Annotated in this window: 13 protein-coding genes; 6 read left to right on the plus strand and 7 right to left on the minus strand. The window is 67.4% G+C overall.

Annotated elements, in window-relative coordinates; genetic code table 11:
- Positions 1 to 13 precede the first annotated feature (13 nt).
- On the plus strand, positions 14 to 733 hold the full coding sequence (locus tag AX672_RS12605) for a hypothetical protein (protein WP_066651877.1): 720 nt from the start codon (positions 14 to 16) through the stop codon (positions 731 to 733).
- On the opposite strand, the gene crtD is transcribed toward AX672_RS12605, so the two are convergent.
- Positions 711 to 2,207 carry a 1-hydroxycarotenoid 3,4-desaturase CrtD gene (crtD, locus tag AX672_RS12610; RefSeq protein WP_066651878.1) on the minus strand — a complete coding sequence of 499 codons (1,497 nt, stop codon included), beginning with the start codon at positions 2,205 to 2,207 and terminating at the stop codon, positions 711 to 713. The genes AX672_RS12605 and crtD overlap by 23 nt on opposite strands.
- A 128-nt stretch (positions 2,208 to 2,335) precedes the next feature.
- Positions 2,336 to 3,271, minus strand: coding sequence for a carbon-nitrogen hydrolase family protein (locus AX672_RS12615; RefSeq protein ID WP_066651879.1), 936 nt, complete (start codon positions 3,269 to 3,271; stop codon positions 2,336 to 2,338).
- A 127-nt stretch (positions 3,272 to 3,398) separates the two neighbouring features.
- Between AX672_RS12615 and AX672_RS12620 the strand changes: the two genes are divergently transcribed.
- The 4 genes from AX672_RS12620 to AX672_RS18655 all read left to right on the plus strand — a co-directional run bounded on the left by AX672_RS12620 (position 3,399) and on the right by AX672_RS18655 (position 9,238).
- The gene (locus AX672_RS12620; protein ID WP_066651883.1) at positions 3,399 to 4,187 is read left to right on the plus strand and encodes an ImuA family protein; all 789 of its coding nucleotides are present in this window, start codon (positions 3,399 to 3,401) and stop codon (positions 4,185 to 4,187) included.
- Positions 4,090 to 5,529 (plus strand): Y-family DNA polymerase, encoded by a 1,440-nt coding sequence (locus AX672_RS12625; protein WP_066651885.1) that lies wholly within the window; start codon positions 4,090 to 4,092, stop codon positions 5,527 to 5,529. Before AX672_RS12620 ends, AX672_RS12625 begins: the two co-directional genes overlap by 98 nt.
- Before the next feature lie 186 nt (positions 5,530 to 5,715).
- Positions 5,716 to 8,379 carry an error-prone DNA polymerase gene (locus AX672_RS12630; RefSeq protein ID WP_168727470.1) on the plus strand — a complete coding sequence of 888 codons (2,664 nt, stop codon included), beginning with the start codon at positions 5,716 to 5,718 and terminating at the stop codon, positions 8,377 to 8,379.
- Positions 8,351 to 9,238 carry a helix-hairpin-helix domain-containing protein gene (locus AX672_RS18655; protein ID WP_231731323.1) on the plus strand — a complete coding sequence of 296 codons (888 nt, stop codon included), beginning with the start codon at positions 8,351 to 8,353 and terminating at the stop codon, positions 9,236 to 9,238. The genes AX672_RS12630 and AX672_RS18655 overlap by 29 nt, the downstream gene beginning before the upstream one ends.
- Here the strand turns inward: AX672_RS18655 and AX672_RS12635 are convergent.
- The 5 genes from AX672_RS12635 to AX672_RS12655 form a co-directional block, all read right to left on the minus strand.
- Complete coding sequence (locus AX672_RS12635) at positions 9,232 to 9,774, minus strand: DUF4199 domain-containing protein (protein ID WP_066651887.1); 543 nt, start codon at positions 9,772 to 9,774, stop codon at positions 9,232 to 9,234. The genes AX672_RS18655 and AX672_RS12635 overlap by 7 nt on opposite strands.
- A gap of 97 nt (positions 9,775 to 9,871) precedes the next feature.
- Entirely contained in the window at positions 9,872 to 10,285 is a 414-nt protein-coding gene (locus AX672_RS12640) for a response regulator transcription factor (RefSeq protein ID WP_066651889.1), read from the minus strand.
- 32 nt (positions 10,286 to 10,317) lie between these two features.
- Positions 10,318 to 11,766 carry an efflux transporter outer membrane subunit gene (locus AX672_RS12645; RefSeq protein ID WP_066651891.1) on the minus strand — a complete coding sequence of 483 codons (1,449 nt, stop codon included), beginning with the start codon at positions 11,764 to 11,766 and terminating at the stop codon, positions 10,318 to 10,320.
- Entirely contained in the window at positions 11,763 to 14,933 is a 3,171-nt protein-coding gene (locus AX672_RS12650) for an efflux RND transporter permease subunit (protein WP_066651905.1), read from the minus strand. The genes AX672_RS12645 and AX672_RS12650 overlap by 4 nt, the downstream gene beginning before the upstream one ends.
- 7 nt (positions 14,934 to 14,940) lie before the next feature.
- The gene (locus AX672_RS12655; RefSeq protein ID WP_066651906.1) at positions 14,941 to 16,107 is read right to left on the minus strand and encodes an efflux RND transporter periplasmic adaptor subunit; all 1,167 of its coding nucleotides are present in this window, start codon (positions 16,105 to 16,107) and stop codon (positions 14,941 to 14,943) included.
- 217 nt (positions 16,108 to 16,324) lie between these two features.
- Here AX672_RS12655 and AX672_RS12660 point away from each other — a divergent pair.
- Positions 16,325 to 18,627, plus strand: a 2,303-nt coding sequence (locus AX672_RS12660) for a TonB-dependent receptor (RefSeq protein WP_066651892.1), incomplete at its 3' end; no start/stop codon positions are given.

Below are 18,627 nucleotides of genomic sequence, written 5' to 3' on the forward strand. Positions count from 1 at the left end.
CTGAGGGACGACGATGACTCTGTTCGGAGCCATCGTCGTCCTTCACGTTTTGGCGGGCGCGACCGGGCTGATCGCCTTTTGGGCGCCGATCGCGTCGCGCAAGGGCGGCAAGGTCCACCGCCGATGGGGCGACGTCGCCGCGCGCGCGCTGATGGTTGCGGGCGGCCTTGCCATCGCGATGGCGCTGCTGTCGCTCTATGGCCCCGAGCAGCGCCTGCCGATGATCAAGGACCGCGCGCTGTTCGCGGGGCTGTTCGGCTGGATGATGCTGTACCTCGGGCTGCTGACGATCGGCTTTGCCGATTACGGGCTGGCGGTCGCGCGCTACCGGAGCAGCCGTGCGGAACTGCGGGGGGTGCGACATCAGGCGCTGTTCGCGGTCGTGATTGCGTCGGCGATCAATTGCGGCGTCGTCGGCTTCACGCTCGGCCAGCCGCTGATGATGCTGGTCGCGGCGATCGGACTGATCGCGATGGCGACGCAGCTTTTCTATATCTGGGCGCCGGTGGTGCAGCCTCGCGCATACATCCAGCAGCATTTCCGATCGCTGCTCGGCATGGGGATTTCGGCCTATACCGCCTTCCTGTCGGTCGGGCTGATCAGGCTGGTGCCCGACCATGTCTTCAATCCGCTGATCTGGGCCGTGCCGAGCATCGTCGGCGTGTCGCTGATCATCGCCTTCACCATCCGCACCGCGCCGCCGCGCAAGGTCAGCGCCGCGTCAGGTCGCTGACGATCCGCTCCGCGGCGAGCCGCCCCGACAGGCTCGCCATCGGCAGTCCCGCGCCGGGATGCACCCCGCCGCCCGCCAGATAAAGCCCCGGCAGCTTGCTCGCTGCGCCCGGTCGCTGGAACGGCGTGCGCCAGCCGTGCGCGGCAAGGCCGTAGAGCGCGCCGCCGGTGGCGGGAAAGAGCGCTTCATACTTCGCCGGCGACACCAGCAGCGCGGTGTCGGGCGTATAGGCAATGTCGAGCCCGCAGCGCTTGAGGAAACCGAAAGTCGCGGCCTCGCATGCCGCGACTTCGGCCGCGCTCGGGCCGGGGCCGTCGCCATTGGCGGGGGCATTGACGATGAGCTGGAGTCGCTCCGGCCCTTCGCCGACGCGCGCGCCGCGATCGTCGCGGTCCTGCGCGCAGACATAGATCGTCGGCTTGCCCGGGAGCTTGCCCGCCCCGAAGATCGCGTCGAACTCGGCGCGGTAATCGTCGGAGAAGAAGACATTGTGCCGCACGAGCGGGAAGCCGCTGGTGGGGGCATTGACCATCCAAGTCATGCTCGACAGCGAGCGCTGCATCCGCTCGGCCCCCGGCGTCGCCCGCCGAGCGGCATCGCCGAACTTGCCGACCGCGAGTGCCGCCGGATCGGCATTGCACAACAGCGCGCTGCCGCGGATCTCTTCGCCATCCGCCAGCCGCACCCCGACCGCGCGCCCGCCCTCGACGATCAGCGCCTCGACCCCCGCGTTATAGCGGAAGGACGCGCCGTTGCGCACCGCGAGCGCTTCGATCGCCTGGGCAATCGCGTGCATGCCGTCCTGCGCGAGCCACACGCCCTGCTGCTCGACATGAGCGATCAGCATCAGCGTCGCGGGCGCGGCAAAGGGCGAGGCGCCGCAATAGGTGGCATAGCGCCCGAACAACTGCCGCAGCCGCGCGTCCTTGAAATGCCGGGTGAGCGCGCGCCACAACGACTGGTGCGGCTTGATCGCCAGCGCGTCGGGCAGGCGGCGCAGTCCGATGCGCGTCATCAGCGTGATCGGGGTCGGGCGCGATCCTTCGAGGAAACTGTTCAGCAGAACGTCGTAGATCGCCTTGGCCTCAGCACTGAAGGCGCTGTACCCCTTCACCTCGGCGCTTCCGAAGAAATCGCCGATCGAGGCTTGGGTCGCGGCCTGATCGGCGAACAGGTCGAAGATGCCGCGATCGTCCCAGGCATGGCGCGCGAGCAGCTCGGTGGGGGCGAGCCGCACTTCGCGCGCGAAATCGCCGCCGCTCTCCACAAACAGCCGCTCGAACACCCAGCGCATCGTGAACACCGTCGGCCCGGCATCGATCGCCGCACCTGCGACCTGCACTTGCCGCAGCTTGCCGCCCGGCGTCGGCTGGCGCTCGAGCACCAGCACCGGCACCCCGCGCGCGGCGAGCAGCGCGGCGGCGCTCAGGCCGCCCATGCCGGCACCGATGATGAGAACGGGGGCCTGGGTCATGGGGCGGGCGTCAGGATGAAATTGGCCGCACGCGGTTGCATCGCGGCAGCGCTATCACGCAGGGCGCGGGCGCGACAGGTGCTTTTTGGGGGTAGTGGCAGCGAGTCCAGATGCGGATGGAGCGAGCGTCAAACCTCGTGTCGACCAAAGGCAACACCCGGGCGGGGGCTTTCGTCGACGCGCAGCTCGAAGATGTCGGGGCGGGCATAATGGCCGACGACGTCGAAGTCATAGCGCGCCCGGATGATCTCGCCCGGATCGATCGTCGCGGTGACGAGCCCGGCGTCGCCTTCCAGCGGCCCGGCGAGCACATCGCCGAGCGGCCCCACGATCATGCTGCCGCCGCGGATCAGCGGCTTGTCGTCGGGCCAGCCGTCGCGGCTAAGGCCCAGCGCGGCGGGGCTCGGCTGGACTTGGCAGGCGCACACGACGAAGCAGCGGCCTTCATGCGCGATGTGGCGCATCGTGCTGCGCCAGATGTCGCGATCATCGACGGTCGGCGCGCACCAGATCTCGACGCCTTTCGCATACATGGCGGTGCGCAGCAGCGGCATATGGTTTTCCCAGCAGATGGCCGCTCCCAGCCGCCCGGCAGGGCTGTCGACCACCGGCAGCGTCGATCCGTCGCCCAGCCCCCAGACCAGCCGTTCGGCAGCGGTCGGCATCAGCTTGCGGTGCTTGGCGACAAGGCCCTCGGCGGGATCGAAGAACAGCGCGGTGCAGAACAGCGTCGCGCCCTGGCGCTCGATTACGCCGATGACGATGCTGGCGCCGGTGCGCGCCGACAGGCCGGCGAGTGCTGTGACTTCGGGGCCGTCGAGGTCGATCGCCTGCGCGTGATAGGCGGCAAAGGCTTCGCGGCCTTCGGGCAGGCGATAGCCGAGCCGCGTGCCAAAGCCCTCGCCCTTGGGGTAGCCGCCGAGCAGCGCCTCGGGCATCACCACGACCGCCGCGCCCGAAGCGAGGATCGCGGTCTCACAGCCAAGGATGCGATCGAGCGTCGCGGCAGTGCCCGCGGGATCGGTGCCGAGCTGAAGCGCGGCGAGGGTGACGGGGTCGGTCATCGGCGAAGCTTAGCGGTACGGGCCGTGGCTGGGAATGGCGTGGGCGTGCGCGATTGGGTCAGCCGGGGAGCAGCGATGCTTGACTCATGCTCGCCACAAGCCGAAAAAGAACATATCAGGAACAGATATGCCCGATTCGGCGGAGATCATTGCCAGTTTGCGGCAGCGCATTGCCGCTGTCGAGCGCGTGCGCGCCAAGGAGGCGCCGTGTCTGGTTGCGACCGGGCATGCGGGGATCGATTCCGCGCTCGGCGGCGGGCTGGCGCGTGCCGGGGTGCACGAGCTGTTCGCGCAAGGACAGGACGATAGCGGTTGCGCGGGCGGCTTTGCGGCAATGCTCGCGAGCCGGATTGCGGGGGCCGAGACTCCCGCGACGATCTTCTGGCTGCGCGAGGCAAGTGCCGAGCGGCGCGGGGGGTGTCTGCATGCGCCGGGGCTGGCCGAACTCGGGCTCGATCCGGGGCGGGTGGTGCTCGGCGTGCTCGACGATCCGGCGAGCTTGCTCAAGGTCGCCAACGACGTCGTGCGCTGCCCCGATGTCGCGGTCGCGGTGATCGAGCTGTGGCGCGAACCGCGCGTGCTCGACCTTACCGCGAGCCGGCGGCTGACGGTCGCCGCCGAAGCCTCGGGCGTCACCGTGCTGATGCTGCGCGCCGAGGCCGAGCCGTCGCCTAGTGCTGCACACACGCGCTGGTCGGTGGCGGCGGCCGCTGCCGCGCCGCTCGACGCCGAGGCGCCGGGGCATCCGACGCTCGATGTTCAATTATTGCGCCAGCGCGGCGGTCGCGCCGATTTGGGCTGGCGTGTGGAGTGGGACCGTGACGCGAAGATTTTCCGAGACGCGGCGCTTTCTGGCGCTCTACTGGCCACATCTGGCGGCGGACCGCTGGCGCCGCACGAACGGCGCAGCGGATAGCCCGCCCAACGCTCTTCTGGTCTTTACCGCCAAGCAGCGCGGCGCCATGCGGATCGTCGCGACCTGCGAGCGCGGGCGCGGGCTGGCCGGGCTGACGCTCGCCGATGCCCGCGCGCGCGAGCCCGATCTGGTCGTGATCGATGCCGATCCGGCGGGCGATCTGCACCTGTTCGAACGCATTGCCGATGGCTGCGACCGCTACACGCCGATGGTGGCGCTCGACAGCGATACGGGCGTGACGCTCGACGTGACGGGCTGCGGCGATGCCGAAGCGATCGCCGATGATGTCGCGACCCGGCTGGCGGCGGCGGGCTGGCAGGTGCGGCATGCGCTGGCGGGCACGCCCGAGGCGGCGCAGGCGCTCGCACGCTATCAGACCGCGCCGGCGGCGGACGAAGCCGCGGCGGTGCGGCGGTTGCCGATCGCGGCGCTCGAGGCCGATGACGACACCGAACTCGCGCTACGCCGCGCGGGGCTGAAGACGATCGGCGACCTCGCCGCGCGGCCGAGTGCGCCGCTGGTCGCGCGTTTCGGCGCCGATGTCGGCGACCGGCTCGCGCGGCTGCTTGGACCGCTGGAAATGCTCGGCGAACTGGCGGCGGAGGCCGAAGTCGCGCTCGCCGAGCGACACATGGGCGGGCGGCGCTATGCCGCGCGGCTCTATCGCAGCGACGGCGTCGCGCGCGATCTGAGCGTCGAGGCGAGCCTGCCGATGCGGGGCGCCAAGGATGTGATGCGGCTGTTCGGCGAGCGGCTCGACGCGCTTGCCGATCCAATCGATCCGGGGTTCGGCTTCGACCTGATCCGGCTCGCGGTGCCGCTGCTCGAACCGATGGCGCCCACGCAGTTGCAGCTTGAGGGCGGGGCGGTGGCCGAGGGCGAGCTGGCGGCGCTGATCGACCGGCTGAGCGCGCGCGCGGGCAAGGGCAAGTTCCGCCGGCTGCGCCCGCGCGACAGCCATATCCCCGAGCAGGCCGTGCTCGCGCTGCCCGCGATCGACGCGCCGCAAGCCATCGACTGGGATGCGCCCGAAGCGGGCGAGCCACCATCGCGGCCGATCCATCTGTTCGATCCGCCGCAGATGATCGACGTCATCGCCGAAGTCCCCGACGGCCCGCCCCACCGCTTCCGCTGGCGGCGCGGGGTGCATGAAGTGACGCGCTTCGAAGGCCCGGAGCGGATCGCCGCGCAGTGGTGGAAGCGCGACGACAATGCCGGACTGACGCGCGACTACTACCGCGTCGAGGATGCGCGCGGGCGGCGCTTCTGGATCTTCCGGCATGGGCTGTACGGCGCCGAGCGGGTGGCGCCGGGGTGGTATATGCACGGGCTGTTCGCGTGAGGGGAGCGGAGAATTGGTTCACGCGGCGGCGCGGGGCGGTTCCCGCTCACGACAAAACACCGTCATTGCGAGCGCAGCGAAGCAATCCAGTGTCACGCGAGACGCCGTGGATTGCTTCGCTGCGCTCGCAATGACGAATAAAGGAGTCGGCAATTTCCGCGTCTCCGCGCCGCGTGAACCAAGATAATGCCCGCCGAACTCGTCGCCGCGAGCAATTATTCGTTCCTGCGCGGGGCGTCGCATCCGTCGGACATGGTCGCCACCGCGCTTGCACTGGGGCTGAGCGGCATCGGGATTGCCGATCGCAATACGGTGGCAGGGACGGCGCGCGCGCATCTGGCGCTGCGTGAGGCGTGCGAGGCGGCGGCGGAGGCGGGGCTACCGCCGATCGACTTCAAGCTCGCGGTCGGTGCGCGGCTGGTGTTTGCCGATGGCACGCCTGACATCGTCGCTTATCCTGCCAACCGGCGCGGCTGGGGGCGGCTGTGCCGGCTCCTCACGCTCGGCAATCTGCGCGCGCAGAAGGGGAGTTGCATCCTCTCGCTCGATGACCTGCTGGGCCATGCCGAAGATCTGCTGCTGATCGTGATGCCGGAGTCGAGCGTCGATCCGGCGCAGACGGTGCCGTTGCATCATGCGCGCGAGCGGTACGAGCTGGCGGTCGATCCGCCGACCAATGTGGTGGCGCTGCGGGTGGAGGACAGACCTTCTCCACCCCCACCGTTCGTGTCGAGCGAAGGCTCTGTCGAGCTTGATCGAGACATCGAGACACGGGAGGCGGAGGTCGTGTCGCTTGTGGCTTGTATCTCGACTTCGCTCGATACGAACGTGGGAGGGGTTGATAGGGTAGTCAGGCGCCTCAAATCCGTCGCCCCCGACCGCGTATGGCTCGCCGCGACCTTTGCCTTTCATGGCCGCGACCGGCGCCTGCTCGCACGGGCCAAGGCGCGCGCGACGCGGCTCGGCGTGCCGCTGATCGCGACCACCGACGCGCTGTTCGCCGATCCCGCCGCACGGCCGCTGCACGACATCCTCACCTGCATCCGCCACGGCACGACGATCGCGGCGGCGGGCAAGCGTCTCGAGGCCAATGCCGAGCGTCACCTGAAATCCCCGGCCGAAATCGCCCGCCTGTTCGCCGATTGCCCCGAAGCCGTCGCCGAGACCGACCGCCTGCTCGCGCGCATCGACTTCTCGCTCGACCAGATCCGCTACGAATATCCGCATGAGCCGGTGCCCGAGGGGTGGGACGCGATGGCGTGGCTCGAACATCTCTCGCTGGAGGCCGCGCGCGCGCGCCACCCCGACGGCATTCCCGATCGGCTGCAAAAGATGCTCGACGAGGAATTCGCGCTGATCCGCAAGTGCGATTACGCTTATTATTTCCTGACCGTCCACGACATCGTCCGCTTCGCGCGGAGTTGCGATCCGCCGATCCTGTGCCAGGGGCGGGGGTCGGCCGCCAATTCGGCGGTGTGTTTCCTGCTCGGCATCACCTCGGTCGATCCGATGCAGCACGACCTGCTGTTCTCGCGCTTCGTGTCGGAGGAGCGCCGCGAGCCGCCCGACATCGATGTCGATTTCGAGCATGAGCGGCGCGAGGAAGTGATGCAGTACATCTACCGCCGCTATGGCCGCGACCGCGCCGGGATTGCCGCGACCGTCATCCATTACCGCCCGCGCAGCGCGGTGCGCGAAGTCGGCAAGGCGCTGGGCTTTACCGAGGATGTGACAACGCGGATCAGCAGCACCGTCTGGGGCAGCTATGCCAGCGCGATGGAGGAAAAGCGGTTCGCCGAAACCGGCTTCAGCCTCGCCGATCCCAACATCCAGCGCATGAAATTGCTGGTCGACCAGTTGCTCAATTTCCCGCGCCACCTGTCGCAGCATGTCGGCGGTTTCGTGCTGACGCAGGGGCGGCTCGACGAGATGGTGCCGATCCACAATGCCGCGATGGAGGACCGCACCTTCATCGAATGGGACAAGGACGACATCGATGCGCTGGGGCTGATGAAGGTCGATGTGCTCGCGCTCGGGATGCTGACGTGCATCCAGAAGAGCTTCGAGCTGATGCGCGAGCATGACCTCGGCGATTACGAGCTCGACAGCATCCCGGCCGAGGACGTCGCGACCTATGACATGCTGTGCAAGGGCGACAGCATCGGCGTGTTCCAGGTCGAAAGCCGCGCGCAGATCAACATGCTGCCGCGGCTGAAGCCCCGCAAACTCTATGACCTGACCGTGCAGGTCGCGATCGTGCGGCCGGGGCCGATCCAGGGCGACATGGTGCATCCCTATCTGCGGCGGCGGTCTGGACTCGAGAAGGTCGAATTCCCCTCGCCCGCGCCGCCGCACGACCCCGACGAGCTGCGGACCCTGCTCGGCGAGACTTACGGCGTGCCGCTGTTCCAGGAACAGGCGATGAAGCTCGCGATCGTCGCGGCGGCCTTCACGCCGTCCGAAGCGAACCAGTTGCGGCGCGCGATGGCGACTTTCCGGCATGTCGGCGGCATGGACAAGTTCCAGGAAAAGCTCGTCGGCGGGATGGTCGCGCGCGGCTACGCGCAGGATTTCGCCGAGCGTTGTTACCAGCAGATCGAGGGGTTCGGCTCGTACGGCTTTCCCGAAAGCCATGCGCTGTCGTTCGCGCGGCTGGTGTACGTCTCGTCGTGGATCAAGTGCCATCAGCCGGCGGTGTTCGCCGCCGCCCTGCTCAATTCGCAGCCGATGGGGTTTTACGCGCCCGCGCAGATCGTCCGCGATGCACGCGAGCACGGTGTCGAGGTGCGCGGGATCGATGTCAATGCGAGCGAATGGGATAATGGGTTGGAGCGTAAGCCCCTCCCCTGAAGGGGAGGGGCTAGAAAGAAGCGCAGCCCACGCCCTCCGCCTCGGGTTCCGCCAGATCACCGGCTTCCGCCGCGACTGGGCCGAAGCGATTGCCTCGGCGCGGCTGAACGGTCCCTTCTCGGCAATCGAGGAAATCGCCCGCCGCGCAGACTTGCCGCAACGCGCGCTGCGCTTGCTGGCCGATGCCGATGCGTTTGCGTCGCTCGAGCTCGACCGCCGCACCGCGCTGTGGGACGTGCGCCGTACCCCGACCGGCGAACTCCCGCTGTTTGCCGCCGCGCGCGCGCGCGAACTCGGGAGCGAGGGCGACTATGCGCTCCCCGAAATGACCGACGCCGAGCATGTCGTCGCCGATTACCAGATGACGCGGCTGTCGCTGAAAGCGCATCCCATGAGTTTCCTCCGCGCCGATCTCGCTGCCGAGGGGATCGCCAGTTGCGCGCAGACGAGTGCCGCAAAGAATGGCCAGCGCATCCGCACCGCCGGGATTGTCCTCGTCCGCCAGCGCCCCGGCAATGGCAACGCGATCTTCATCACGATCGAGGACGAAACCGGCGTCACCAATATCGTGCTCTGGGCGAGTCGCTTTGAACGCTATCGCCGCGAAGTGATGGCGTCGCGGCTGATGCTGGTCGAAGGCGAAGTGCAGAAGAGCCCCGAAGGCGTGATCCACCTGATGGCGAACCGGGTGATCGACCGCACGGCGATGCTCGATACGCTTTCCGAACGCGGCAACACGCCCACCGAGCGCAGCCGCGCCGACGAATTCGACCACCCGCAGCATCCCCGCAGCAACGTGCCGCGCGGCAGCCACCCGCGCGACGTGCGCATCATCCCCAAATCACGCGACTTTCACTGAGCCACCCCCCGCGCCGGCAGGAAGCGGCTGTTGCGGAGCAGCGCCGCCGAGACGAGCGACACCAGCACGCCGACCGGGAAAATCTCCGTAAAGGTCATCGGCATGCGGTAGAGCGGATTGGCGTACTGAACCTTGAACGCCTCCATCTCGGCGGTGAATTTGGCGAGCGCGGCGGCGCTGACGCCCTTGGCCTTTTCCGGCGCGATCAGATGGTCGGCATAGTCATTGGCAAAGTCCATCCCCGTTGCCGCAAGCGCCGCCTCCCAGGCGACCGTATAGAAGATGCCGGCGATCAGGCTGACGCCGAGCCCCAGTGCCAGCGCCGGCCAGAAGCGGATCACGCCGCCGCCCTCGACGTCGCGCTGGCGCTTGATCGCGACGAAAATCGCGCTCAGCGCGACCAGCATCGTCGTATAGCCGAACACCAGGCCATATTGGGTCGGGGGATTGTCCTTCATCAGCACCGTCAGGCCGAACGTCGGCACCGCGATGATCACCCCGGCGATCACGCCATAGAAAAACAGATTGCGCAGCATCCATGCCTCCCTTGTTGGAACGGCGTGTTCTTTGCCTTGCCCCATGTGCCGGGCAATCGCCCGAAAGGGTGATTGGGCACCGGTCACCCGAAATATCTCAAGGAACAATGCCGAGTTCGCGGGCGCGATTGATCGCCTCGGTCCGCCGCTGCGCCTCGAGCTTCTCGAACAGCCGCGCGACATGTGTCTTGACCGTGTTGGGGGAGACCTTCAGCGACTGCGCGATCTGCTTGTTCGATTTGCCCGCCGCCAGCTCGTGCAGCACCGCCAGTTCGCGTGGTGAAATACCGAGCGCATCGATCGCCTTGGGATTGCCGTCGAATGCCATCGGTGCCGGAAGGCGCAGCGCGCGGGCGCCGACGAAGATGCCAAGCGCGAGGAACAGCAGAGCCACCAGCGCCAGATAGACGTCGCCCATCCGCATCCGCACCGCCGCCTGATAATCGAGCCACTGCAGAGCGAAAGTGCCAAGCGCCAGAAACACGCCATAGCCTGTCACGCGCTGCCACATCGTCGGTCCCTCTGCTGCCCGAAGACAGCAGTTTAGCGCCTCGCCGCGCTCACCGCCAACGGCCCGTCGGGCGAGGAATCGAGCAGCGCGTCGCCGCCGAGCGTTCGGTAGAGCGTGACCTTGTTCGCTGCTTCGGTCAGCCGCGTCGTCGCGAGGCTGCGTTGCGCCTGGTAAAGATTGCGCTGGCTGACGAGGCTGGCGAGGAAGGTGTCGATTCCGCCCTTGTAGCGCGCTTCGCTCAGCCGGAAGCTGTCGGCGGCGGCCGCGGCTTGTCGCTCCTGCGCGGCGAGCTGGTCGCCGATCGTGCCGCGCCGCGCGAGCGCATCGGCGACTTCGCGAAAGGCGGTCTGGATGGTGCGCTCATAAGTCGCGACGGCGGCGTCGAATTGCGCGCGCGCCTGATCGAGCCCGGCCTTGTTGCGGCCCCCGGCAAACACCGGATAGCTGATCCCCGGCGTCGCCGAATAGTTGAACGCGCGCGTCGTGAAGAGCTGGCTCAAGCCGTTCGAGGCAAGGCCGGCAAAGGCGGTCAGCGAAAGCCGCGGGAACAGCGCCGCGCGCGCGGCGCCGATCTGGGCATTGGCGGCGCGCAGCTGATATTCGGCCTGAACGACGTCGGGGCGGCGCAGCAGCACGCCCGAATCGAGCCCGGCGGGGAGGGCGGCGACCGTCGGCGCCGCATCCTCGATCGATGGCGGCAGCAGCGCCGGATCGACAGTCGCGCCGACCAGCAGCTCGAGTGCGTTCACGTCCTGCGCCAGCGCGGTGGTCTGCTCGGCGAGGTCCGATTGCGCGGTCGCGAGCGTCAGTTCGGCCTGGGCGAGATCGGTGCGCGGCGCGACGCCGCCGTCGACCCGCGCCTTGGTCAGCGCAACGCTGCGCTCGGCGTTGGCGCGGGTCTGCTCGGCGATTGCGAACAGGCTCCGGTCGGCGCCATATTGCAGCCAGGCCGCGGCAACATCGCCGACCAGCGCGAGCCGGGTGGCATGCGCGCCGGCTTCGGTCGCGAAATAGCGTGCCTGCTCGGCCCGGCTGAGCGCGGCGAGGCGGCCGAACAGGTCGATCTCGAACGAGGTGACGCCGAGGCCGAGGCTGTAGTTGGTGCGCTGTCCGCCAATCACGGGCGCGCCTCCGTTGTTGGTGCGTCCGGTACCGGGATCGACGACCGCCACCGTGTTGTTATTGTTGACGAGCGGCAATTGCTCGGCGCGCTGGATGCGATATTGCGCGCGCGCCGACGCAACATTGGCGGCGGCGATGCGCAGGTCGCGGTTGTTGGCGAGCGCCTGCTCGATGATCTTTTGCAGGCGTGTATCGCGGAAAATGTCGCGGTAGCTGACGCTCGGCAGCGCCTCGCCATTGGCGGCATAGGCCGGGCCGATGGGGAAGGCGGGCGGCACCGGCGCGGCGGGGCGTGTCTCTTTCGGCACGAAGGAGCAGCCGCCGAGCAGCACCAGCGTCACGAGCGCGACCCGCTTCATGCCGCGGGCTCCGGCGGTGGTGCCTTGTCATGCTGGAATTTCTTCAACGTATCGCGCGCGGTGCGGCGGACGATCACGAAGAACAGCGGGATGTAGAAGACCGCGAGGATCGTCGCGGTCAGCATCCCGCCGATCACTGCCGTGCCGATCGCGATGCGCGAATTGGCGCCCGCACCGGTCGAGATCGCGAGCGGCAGCACGCCGAAAATGAAGGCGAGGCTGGTCATCAGGATCGGCCGCAAACGGATGCGCGCGGCTTCGATCGCGGCCTCGATGACGCGCTTGCCCTGCTTCTCGGCTTGCTCGGCGAATTCGATCATCAGGATGGCGTTCTTGGCGGCAAGGCCCATCGTCGTCAGCAGGCCGATCTGCAGATAGACGTCGTTGATCAGGCCGCGCAGGGTGACGGCAAACACCGCGCCGACCAGCCCGAGCGGGATGATCAGCAGCACCGCGACCGGGATCGTCCAGCTTTCATACAGCGCGGCCAGGCACAGGAACACGACCAGCAGCGACAGCGCATAGAGATAGGGCGCCTGCCCCGACGACAGCCGCTCCTGAAACGACAAGCCGGCGAGCGCGGTGGTGGTGCCGGTGTATTTGGCGGCGAGCTGCTCCATCCGGTTGAGCGCTTCGCCCGAGCTGCGGCCCGGTGCCGCCTGGCCTGAGAACTCGAACGACGAAATGCCGTTGAAGCGCGCGAGCGACGGCGGGGCTGCCGACCAGCTCGTGCGCGCGAAGGACGAGAAGGGCGCCATCGACCCGTCGGAGGCGCGGACATACCATTGCGCCAGATCCTCGGGCGAGACGCGGTAGGGCGCGTCGCCCTGAACATAAACGCGTTTCACCCGGCCGCGGTCGTTGAAGTCATTCACATACCGACCACCCCACGCGGTCGAGAGCGTGGCGTTCACATCGGCCTGGGCGATGCCCATCACTTGCATCTTGGCCTGATCGAGATCGACCCTGAGCGTCGGTTGGTCTTCCAGATCGGTCAGCCGTACCTGCGCCAGTACCGGATCGGCGAGTGCTTCGGCAAGCAGCTGGTCGCGCGCGGCCTTGAACGCATCGCGCGTCAGCCCGCCGGTATTGAGCAGCTCGAGGGTGAATCCGTTCGACTGTCCCAGCCCGCGGATCGCGCCGGGAACGAGCACGTTGACGCGGGCATCGCGGAAACCCTGAAACGCCTGCGCCGCGCGCTGGGCAATCGCATCGGCGGCATTGGTGCTGCCATGGCGATCGGCCCAATCGGTCAGCGACACGAAGCCGCGCCCTTGGTTCTGCCCCGCCGGTCCGCCGCCACCGCCGCCGCCAACGGTCAGCAGCGCCTTCACATTGGCCTTTTCCTGCTTCAGGAAATATTGCTCGACGCGCTCCTGCACCGCATTGGTGCGGACCTGCGTCGCGCCTGGCGGCAGCGTGAACTGAAGCTGGAGCGCGCCTTGGTCCTCGGTCGGCAGGAAGCCCGTCGGCAGGCGCGCGAACATCAGCACCAGCAGCGCGGCGATGGCCGCATAGATCAGCAGAAAGATCAGCTTGCGGTCGACGATCTTTTCGATGGTGCCCGCATAGGCATTGGTCATCCGCTCGAACCGGCTGTTGAACAAGTCGCGCGCCGGAGCGGTTCTGCGCGAAATCCAGCCGTCGTGCTTTTCCTCGCTGCGGCGCTTGAGCAGCGTCGCGGTCAGCGCGGGCGATAGGATGAGGGCGACGACCACCGACAGCACCATCGCCGAGACGATCGTGATCGAAAACTGGCGATAGATCACGCCGGTCGATCCGCCGAAGAACGCCATCGGCAGGAACACCGCCGACAGCACCAGCGCGATCGCGATCAGCGCGACGTTGATTTCCTCCATCGACTTGATCGTCGCGTCGCGCGGGCTCATCTCCGGATTTTCGTCCATGAGCCGCTCGACATTTTCGACGACGACGATCGCGTCGTCGACGAGCAGGCCGATGGCGAGCACGAGGCCGAACAGGGTCAGCGTGTTGATCGAAAAGCCCGCGATCGCGAACACCGCAAAAGTGCCGAGCAACACCACCGGCACCGCGATCGTCGGGATCAGCGTCGCGCGCCAGCTTTGCAGGAAGACGAACATGACGATGACGACGAGGATGATCGCCTCGATCAGCGTCTTCACCACCTCCTCGACCGACAGCTTGATGAACAGCGTCGAATCCGACGGATAGGCGACGGTGAAGCCTGTTGGCATCGTCTTGGTCAGTTCGGCGACCTTGGCCTTGACCAGCTCGGCGGTTTTGAGCGCGTCGGCGCCCGGCGCGAGCGAGACGGCAAAGCCGGCGCCGGGGTGGCCGTTGATGCGGCTGCGCACCGTGTAATTCTCGGCGCCCAGCTCGACGCGGGCAACGTCGGAGAGGCGCACGATCGCACCGTCGCGCGTCGTTTTGAGGATGATGTTGCGGAATTGCTCAGGCGTGCTGAGCCGCGACTGCGATGTCACGGTCGCGTTCAGCATCTGCGTCGACGGCACCGGTTGGCCGCCGATTTCGCCTGCCGCAATTTCGGTATTCTGGGCCTGAAGCGCCGAAATCACGTCGCCCGGAATCAGCGAATAGGCCGCCAGCCGTTCGGGGTTGAGCCAGATCCGCATCGCATATTGTGCGCCGAACACATTGGTGTCGCCGACGCCGTCGAGCCGCCCGATCGGATCCTGCAAATTGGTGATCAGATAGTCCGACACGTCCTGATTGGTGCGCTTGTCGGTGATATCGTAGATCGCGAAGATCATCAGAAAGTCGGGGTTCGACTTGGTGACCGTCAGCCCTTGCTGCTGGACCTGCTGGGGCAGGCGGCTGATCGCCTGCTGCACCTTGTTCTGGACCTGCACCTGCGCGATGTCGGGGTTTACGCCCTTCTGGAACGTCGCCGAAATCGTCGCCTGGCCGCGCGAGCTCGACGACGAAGTGAAATAGAGCAGCCCGTCGATGCCGGTCAGCTGCTGCTCAATGATCTGGGTGACGCTGTTTTCGAGCGTTTCGGCAGACGCGCCGGGATAGCTCGCACGGATGTTGACCTGCGGCGGGGCGACATCGGGATATTGCTCGATCGGCAGCGACAGGATGCCGCCGACGCCGGCGAGCATGATGATGATCGCGATCACCCAGGCGAAGATCGGCCGGTCGATGAAGATGCGCGAGATCACCGGCGCATTACCCGCCGCGCTTGCCGTTGGCGGGCGGCGCAATCCGCTGCGGCGAGCCTGCGGGCACGGGCTTCACCGGCTTGCCCGGCTTGGCGTTGACGGTGCCTTCGACGATCACCTTGTCGCCCGGCTTCAGCCCTGAGGAGACGACCCAGTTCGCACCCGATGTCCGGTCGGCGATCACGGCGCGCTGTTCGACCTTGTTGCCTGCGCCGACGATCAGCACGCTGGCATTGCCCTTGGCATCGCGCGCGACGCCCTGTTGCGGCACCAGATAGACATTGCCGCTGACCGACTGGGCAAAATTTGCACGCACGAACATACCCGGCAGCAGCAGATTCTGCGGATTGGGGAAGCGCGCGCGCAGCGTGACGGTGCCGGTGGCTTCGTCGACGGTCACTTCGGTGAATTCGACCGTCCCCGTCAGGCCGTAATCGCTGCCGTCTTCAAGCTTCAGCCGTACCACCGCCTGCGTCGGGATCGCGCCGCCTTGCGACAATGTGCGGCGCAGCGCGAGCAGTTCGGCAGCCGACTGCCGGATGTCGACATAGATCGGGTCGAGCCGCTGGATGACCGCAAGCGGCTCGGTCTGGTTCGACGTGACGAGTGCGCCTTGCGTGAACAGCGACCGCCCGATGCGTCCACTGATGGGGGCGGGCACGCGCGTGAAGCGCAGGTTGATGCGTGCCGTCGCCAGCGCGGCGCGCGCCTGGGCGACGCTCGCCTGCGCCTGCCGCGCCTGCGCGAGGGCGTCGGTGTAATCCTGCTTGCTGACGGCCTCGATCTCGGCGAGCGGTTTGAACCGGTCGGCCTTGACTTGCGCGGCAGCGGCGGCGGCCTGCGCGCTTGCCAGATTGGCCTGCGCCTGGTCGCCGCTGGCGCGGTAGAGGCTGGGATCGATCTGGTAGAGCGTCTGGCCCGCCTGAACATAGCTGCCTTCGGTGAACAGCCGCTGCCGGATCAGGCCGGACACCTGCGGGCGGACTTCGGAGGTCTGATAAGCGGCGGTGCGTCCGGTGAGTTCGGTGACGAGCGGCGCCGTGCCCGGCTGGACGACGACATAACCGACTTCGGGCGTCCGGTTCTTGCCCGGCCCACCGCGCGCGTCCTTCGGTTGGGCGGCCCCACCGCCGCAACCCGACAGCAGCAGCGCGCCCGATGCTGCAACGCACAGCGCGGCGGCCGCGGCCTTTGTCGACCGGAAGGGTAATGCCGATGTGGGAAATTCCGCGCGCGTCACAGACGTCTCCTAACCTAAAGCAGTCCGCAATGTTCCCGAAAATTGCGCGTTGCGACAATTTTTCCTCGAGCGCAACCGCCGCCGGTTTCTGACACAATTTTGCGACAAGTCGCTGATAGCGGCCCCGGACTTGTCGGCGTGGAGACTTGCAATGCGTACCTTCCTGTCCGGGGCAGTCCTGATTGCCGGCATTTCACCGAGCGCGCTTTGCGCACAGCAGCAGGCGTCGCAGGCACGCCCGACTCCTCAGTCGCCTGCGCAAGTCCAGGACGAAGGCGACGAGGGCACCGAAGTGACGGTGACCGCCGGTCGCAATCTGCCGGGCTCGGTCATCGGCGACATCCCGCCCGATCAGACGCTGGGGCCAGCCGAAATCCGGTCCTACGGCGTCAGCTCGGTCAATGATCTGCTCGCCGAACTCGGGCCGCAGCTGCGATCGGGTCGCGGCAATGGCCCGCCGGTCGTGCTGCTGAACGGGCGCCGCATTTCGGGCTTTCAGGAAATACGCAACCTGCCGACCGAAGCGATCCTGCGTGTCGACATCCTGCCCGAGGAAGTGGCGCTGAAATACGGCTATTCGGCCGATCAGCGCGTCATCAATTTCGTCCTGCGCCCGCGTTTCCGCGCAATCACGACCGAGATTGAGGGGCGCGTCGCGACCGGCGGCGGCCGCGCGACGCCGTCGGGTGAATTCGACGTGCTGACGCTCAACCGGCGCGGGCGCTTCAACCTGCACATCGAATATCAGGAAAGCTCGGCGCTGACCGAGGCCGAACGTGGCATCATCGCGCAGGCGAGCCCGTTTTCGATCCCCGGCAACGTCGTCGGGCTGACGGGGGGCGAGATCGACCCGGCGCTTTCGGCGCGGGCGGGCGTGCTGACGACGATTGCGGGCGTGCCGACGGGCACGCTCAATCCGACGCTAGCCGATTTCGCGGGGACCGCGAACCGCGCGACGGCCACTGATCCGACGCCGTTCCGCACCCTGCTGCCCGCGAGCCGCGGATTCGACGCCAACCTGATCTATGCAACGACGATCTTCAAGGATGTGTCGGCGACGTTCAACGGCCGCATCGAAACGCAGGACAGCCGCGGCACCTTCGGCCTGCCGAGCGTCGCGCTGACGCTGCCGGTGGGGAACCGCTTCTCGCCGTTCAGCCGCGCCGTCGTGGTCGATCGTGCGCTGGGCGATTTCAATCCGCTCGGCCAGTCGTCGAACACCGTTACCGGGCATTTCGGTGCGACCTTCAACGGCAATGTCGGCAAGTGGCAATGGTCGATCCTCGCCAACTACGACCGCAGCGACAATGAAACGCTGACCGATGTCGGTGTCGATACGGCCGCGTTCCAGGCGCGGCTGAATGCCAACGATCCGACCGCCAATCCGTTCGGCCCATTCGCGCCGAGCAGCTTCGATCCGCTCGCCGCCAATCGCGCGCGGTCGACATCGAGCAGCTATGGCATCGACGCGCTTGCCAACGGATCGCTATTCACGCTGCCCGCGGGCAAGGTATCGGCGAGCTTCAAGGTTGCGGGAACCTCGCTGACTTTCGACAGCAATTCGCAGCGGGCGGGCGTCTTCCAGTCGGCCAGTCTCGCCCGTGCCAGCGCCAATGGCCAGTTCAACCTCGACGTGCCGATCGCTAGTCGCGCGCGCGATTTCCTGCCTTTCCTCGGCTCGTTGTCGGGCAATTTCAACCTTGCCTACAATGGTTTGTCGGACTTCGGCACGCTGCGCACCTTGGGCTATGGCTTCAACTGGGCGCCGGTCGACGCGGTGCGGTTCATCGGATCGGTGACGCAGCAGGACAATGCGCCGAGCGTCCAGCAGCTTGGCAATCCAGTGATCACGACGCTCAACGTGCGGGTGTTCGACTTCACGCTCGGCCAGAATGCGACCGTGACCACATTGTCGGGCGGCAATCCCAACCTGCGCGCGAGCGACCGGCTGGTGAAGCGGCTCGGCTTGACGCTGAAGCCCTTCGCCAAGACCGACTTCAACATCACGGCAAGCTATACCGACACGCGCGTCAACAATGCGGTCGCGAGCTTCCCGAGCGCGACGGCAGCAATCGAAGCGGCGTTCCCCGATCGCTTCACTCGTGACGCGACTGGCCAACTGCTGCGGATCGACGCGCGACCGATCAACTTCGCCCAGACGAGCAGTACGCAATTCCGCTATGGCTTCGACTTCACCATGGCGATCAAGTCGAAGCTTCAAAAGCAGATCGAGGCGTTTCGCGCGGGCAAGGGGCCCAACCCCTTCATCGGGCTGATCCCGCCGGGCGGGCGGCCGCCGCAGAGCGTATTCGGCGGCAGCATCTTCGGCGGCGGCGGTCCGGGCGGCGGGCAGGGCGGACAAGCCCGACCTGGCGGTGGTCAGGGCGGCCAGGGCGGCGGACAGGCACGACCGGGCGGTGCGCCCGGCGGCGGGGGGGCGGGTGGCCCCGCCGG

It is taken from the genome of Sphingomonas sp. CCH10-B3, assembly GCF_001556185.1.
Lineage (GTDB): Bacteria > Pseudomonadota > Alphaproteobacteria > Sphingomonadales > Sphingomonadaceae > Sphingomonas > Sphingomonas aquatica.

Bases quoted from the DNA above. Each gene is read 5' to 3' on its own strand.
- AX672_RS12605 (WP_066651877.1), top strand. From the start codon at position 14: ATGACTCTGTTCGGAGCCATCGTCGTCCTTCACGTTTTGGCGGGCGCG.
- crtD (WP_066651878.1), bottom strand. From the start codon at position 2,207: ATGACCCAGGCCCCCGTTCTCATCATCGGTGCCGGCATGGGCGGCCTG.
- AX672_RS12615 (WP_066651879.1), bottom strand. From the start codon at position 3,271: ATGACCGACCCCGTCACCCTCGCCGCGCTTCAGCTCGGCACCGATCCC.
- AX672_RS12620 (WP_066651883.1), top strand. From the start codon at position 3,399: ATGCCCGATTCGGCGGAGATCATTGCCAGTTTGCGGCAGCGCATTGCC.
- AX672_RS12630 (WP_168727470.1), top strand. From the start codon at position 5,716: ATGCCCGCCGAACTCGTCGCCGCGAGCAATTATTCGTTCCTGCGCGGG.
- AX672_RS18655 (WP_231731323.1), top strand. From the start codon at position 8,351: ATGGGTTGGAGCGTAAGCCCCTCCCCTGAAGGGGAGGGGCTAGAAAGA.
- AX672_RS12635 (WP_066651887.1), bottom strand. From the start codon at position 9,774: ATGCTGCGCAATCTGTTTTTCTATGGCGTGATCGCCGGGGTGATCATC.
- AX672_RS12640 (WP_066651889.1), bottom strand. From the start codon at position 10,285: ATGTGGCAGCGCGTGACAGGCTATGGCGTGTTTCTGGCGCTTGGCACT.
- AX672_RS12645 (WP_066651891.1), bottom strand. From the start codon at position 11,766: ATGAAGCGGGTCGCGCTCGTGACGCTGGTGCTGCTCGGCGGCTGCTCC.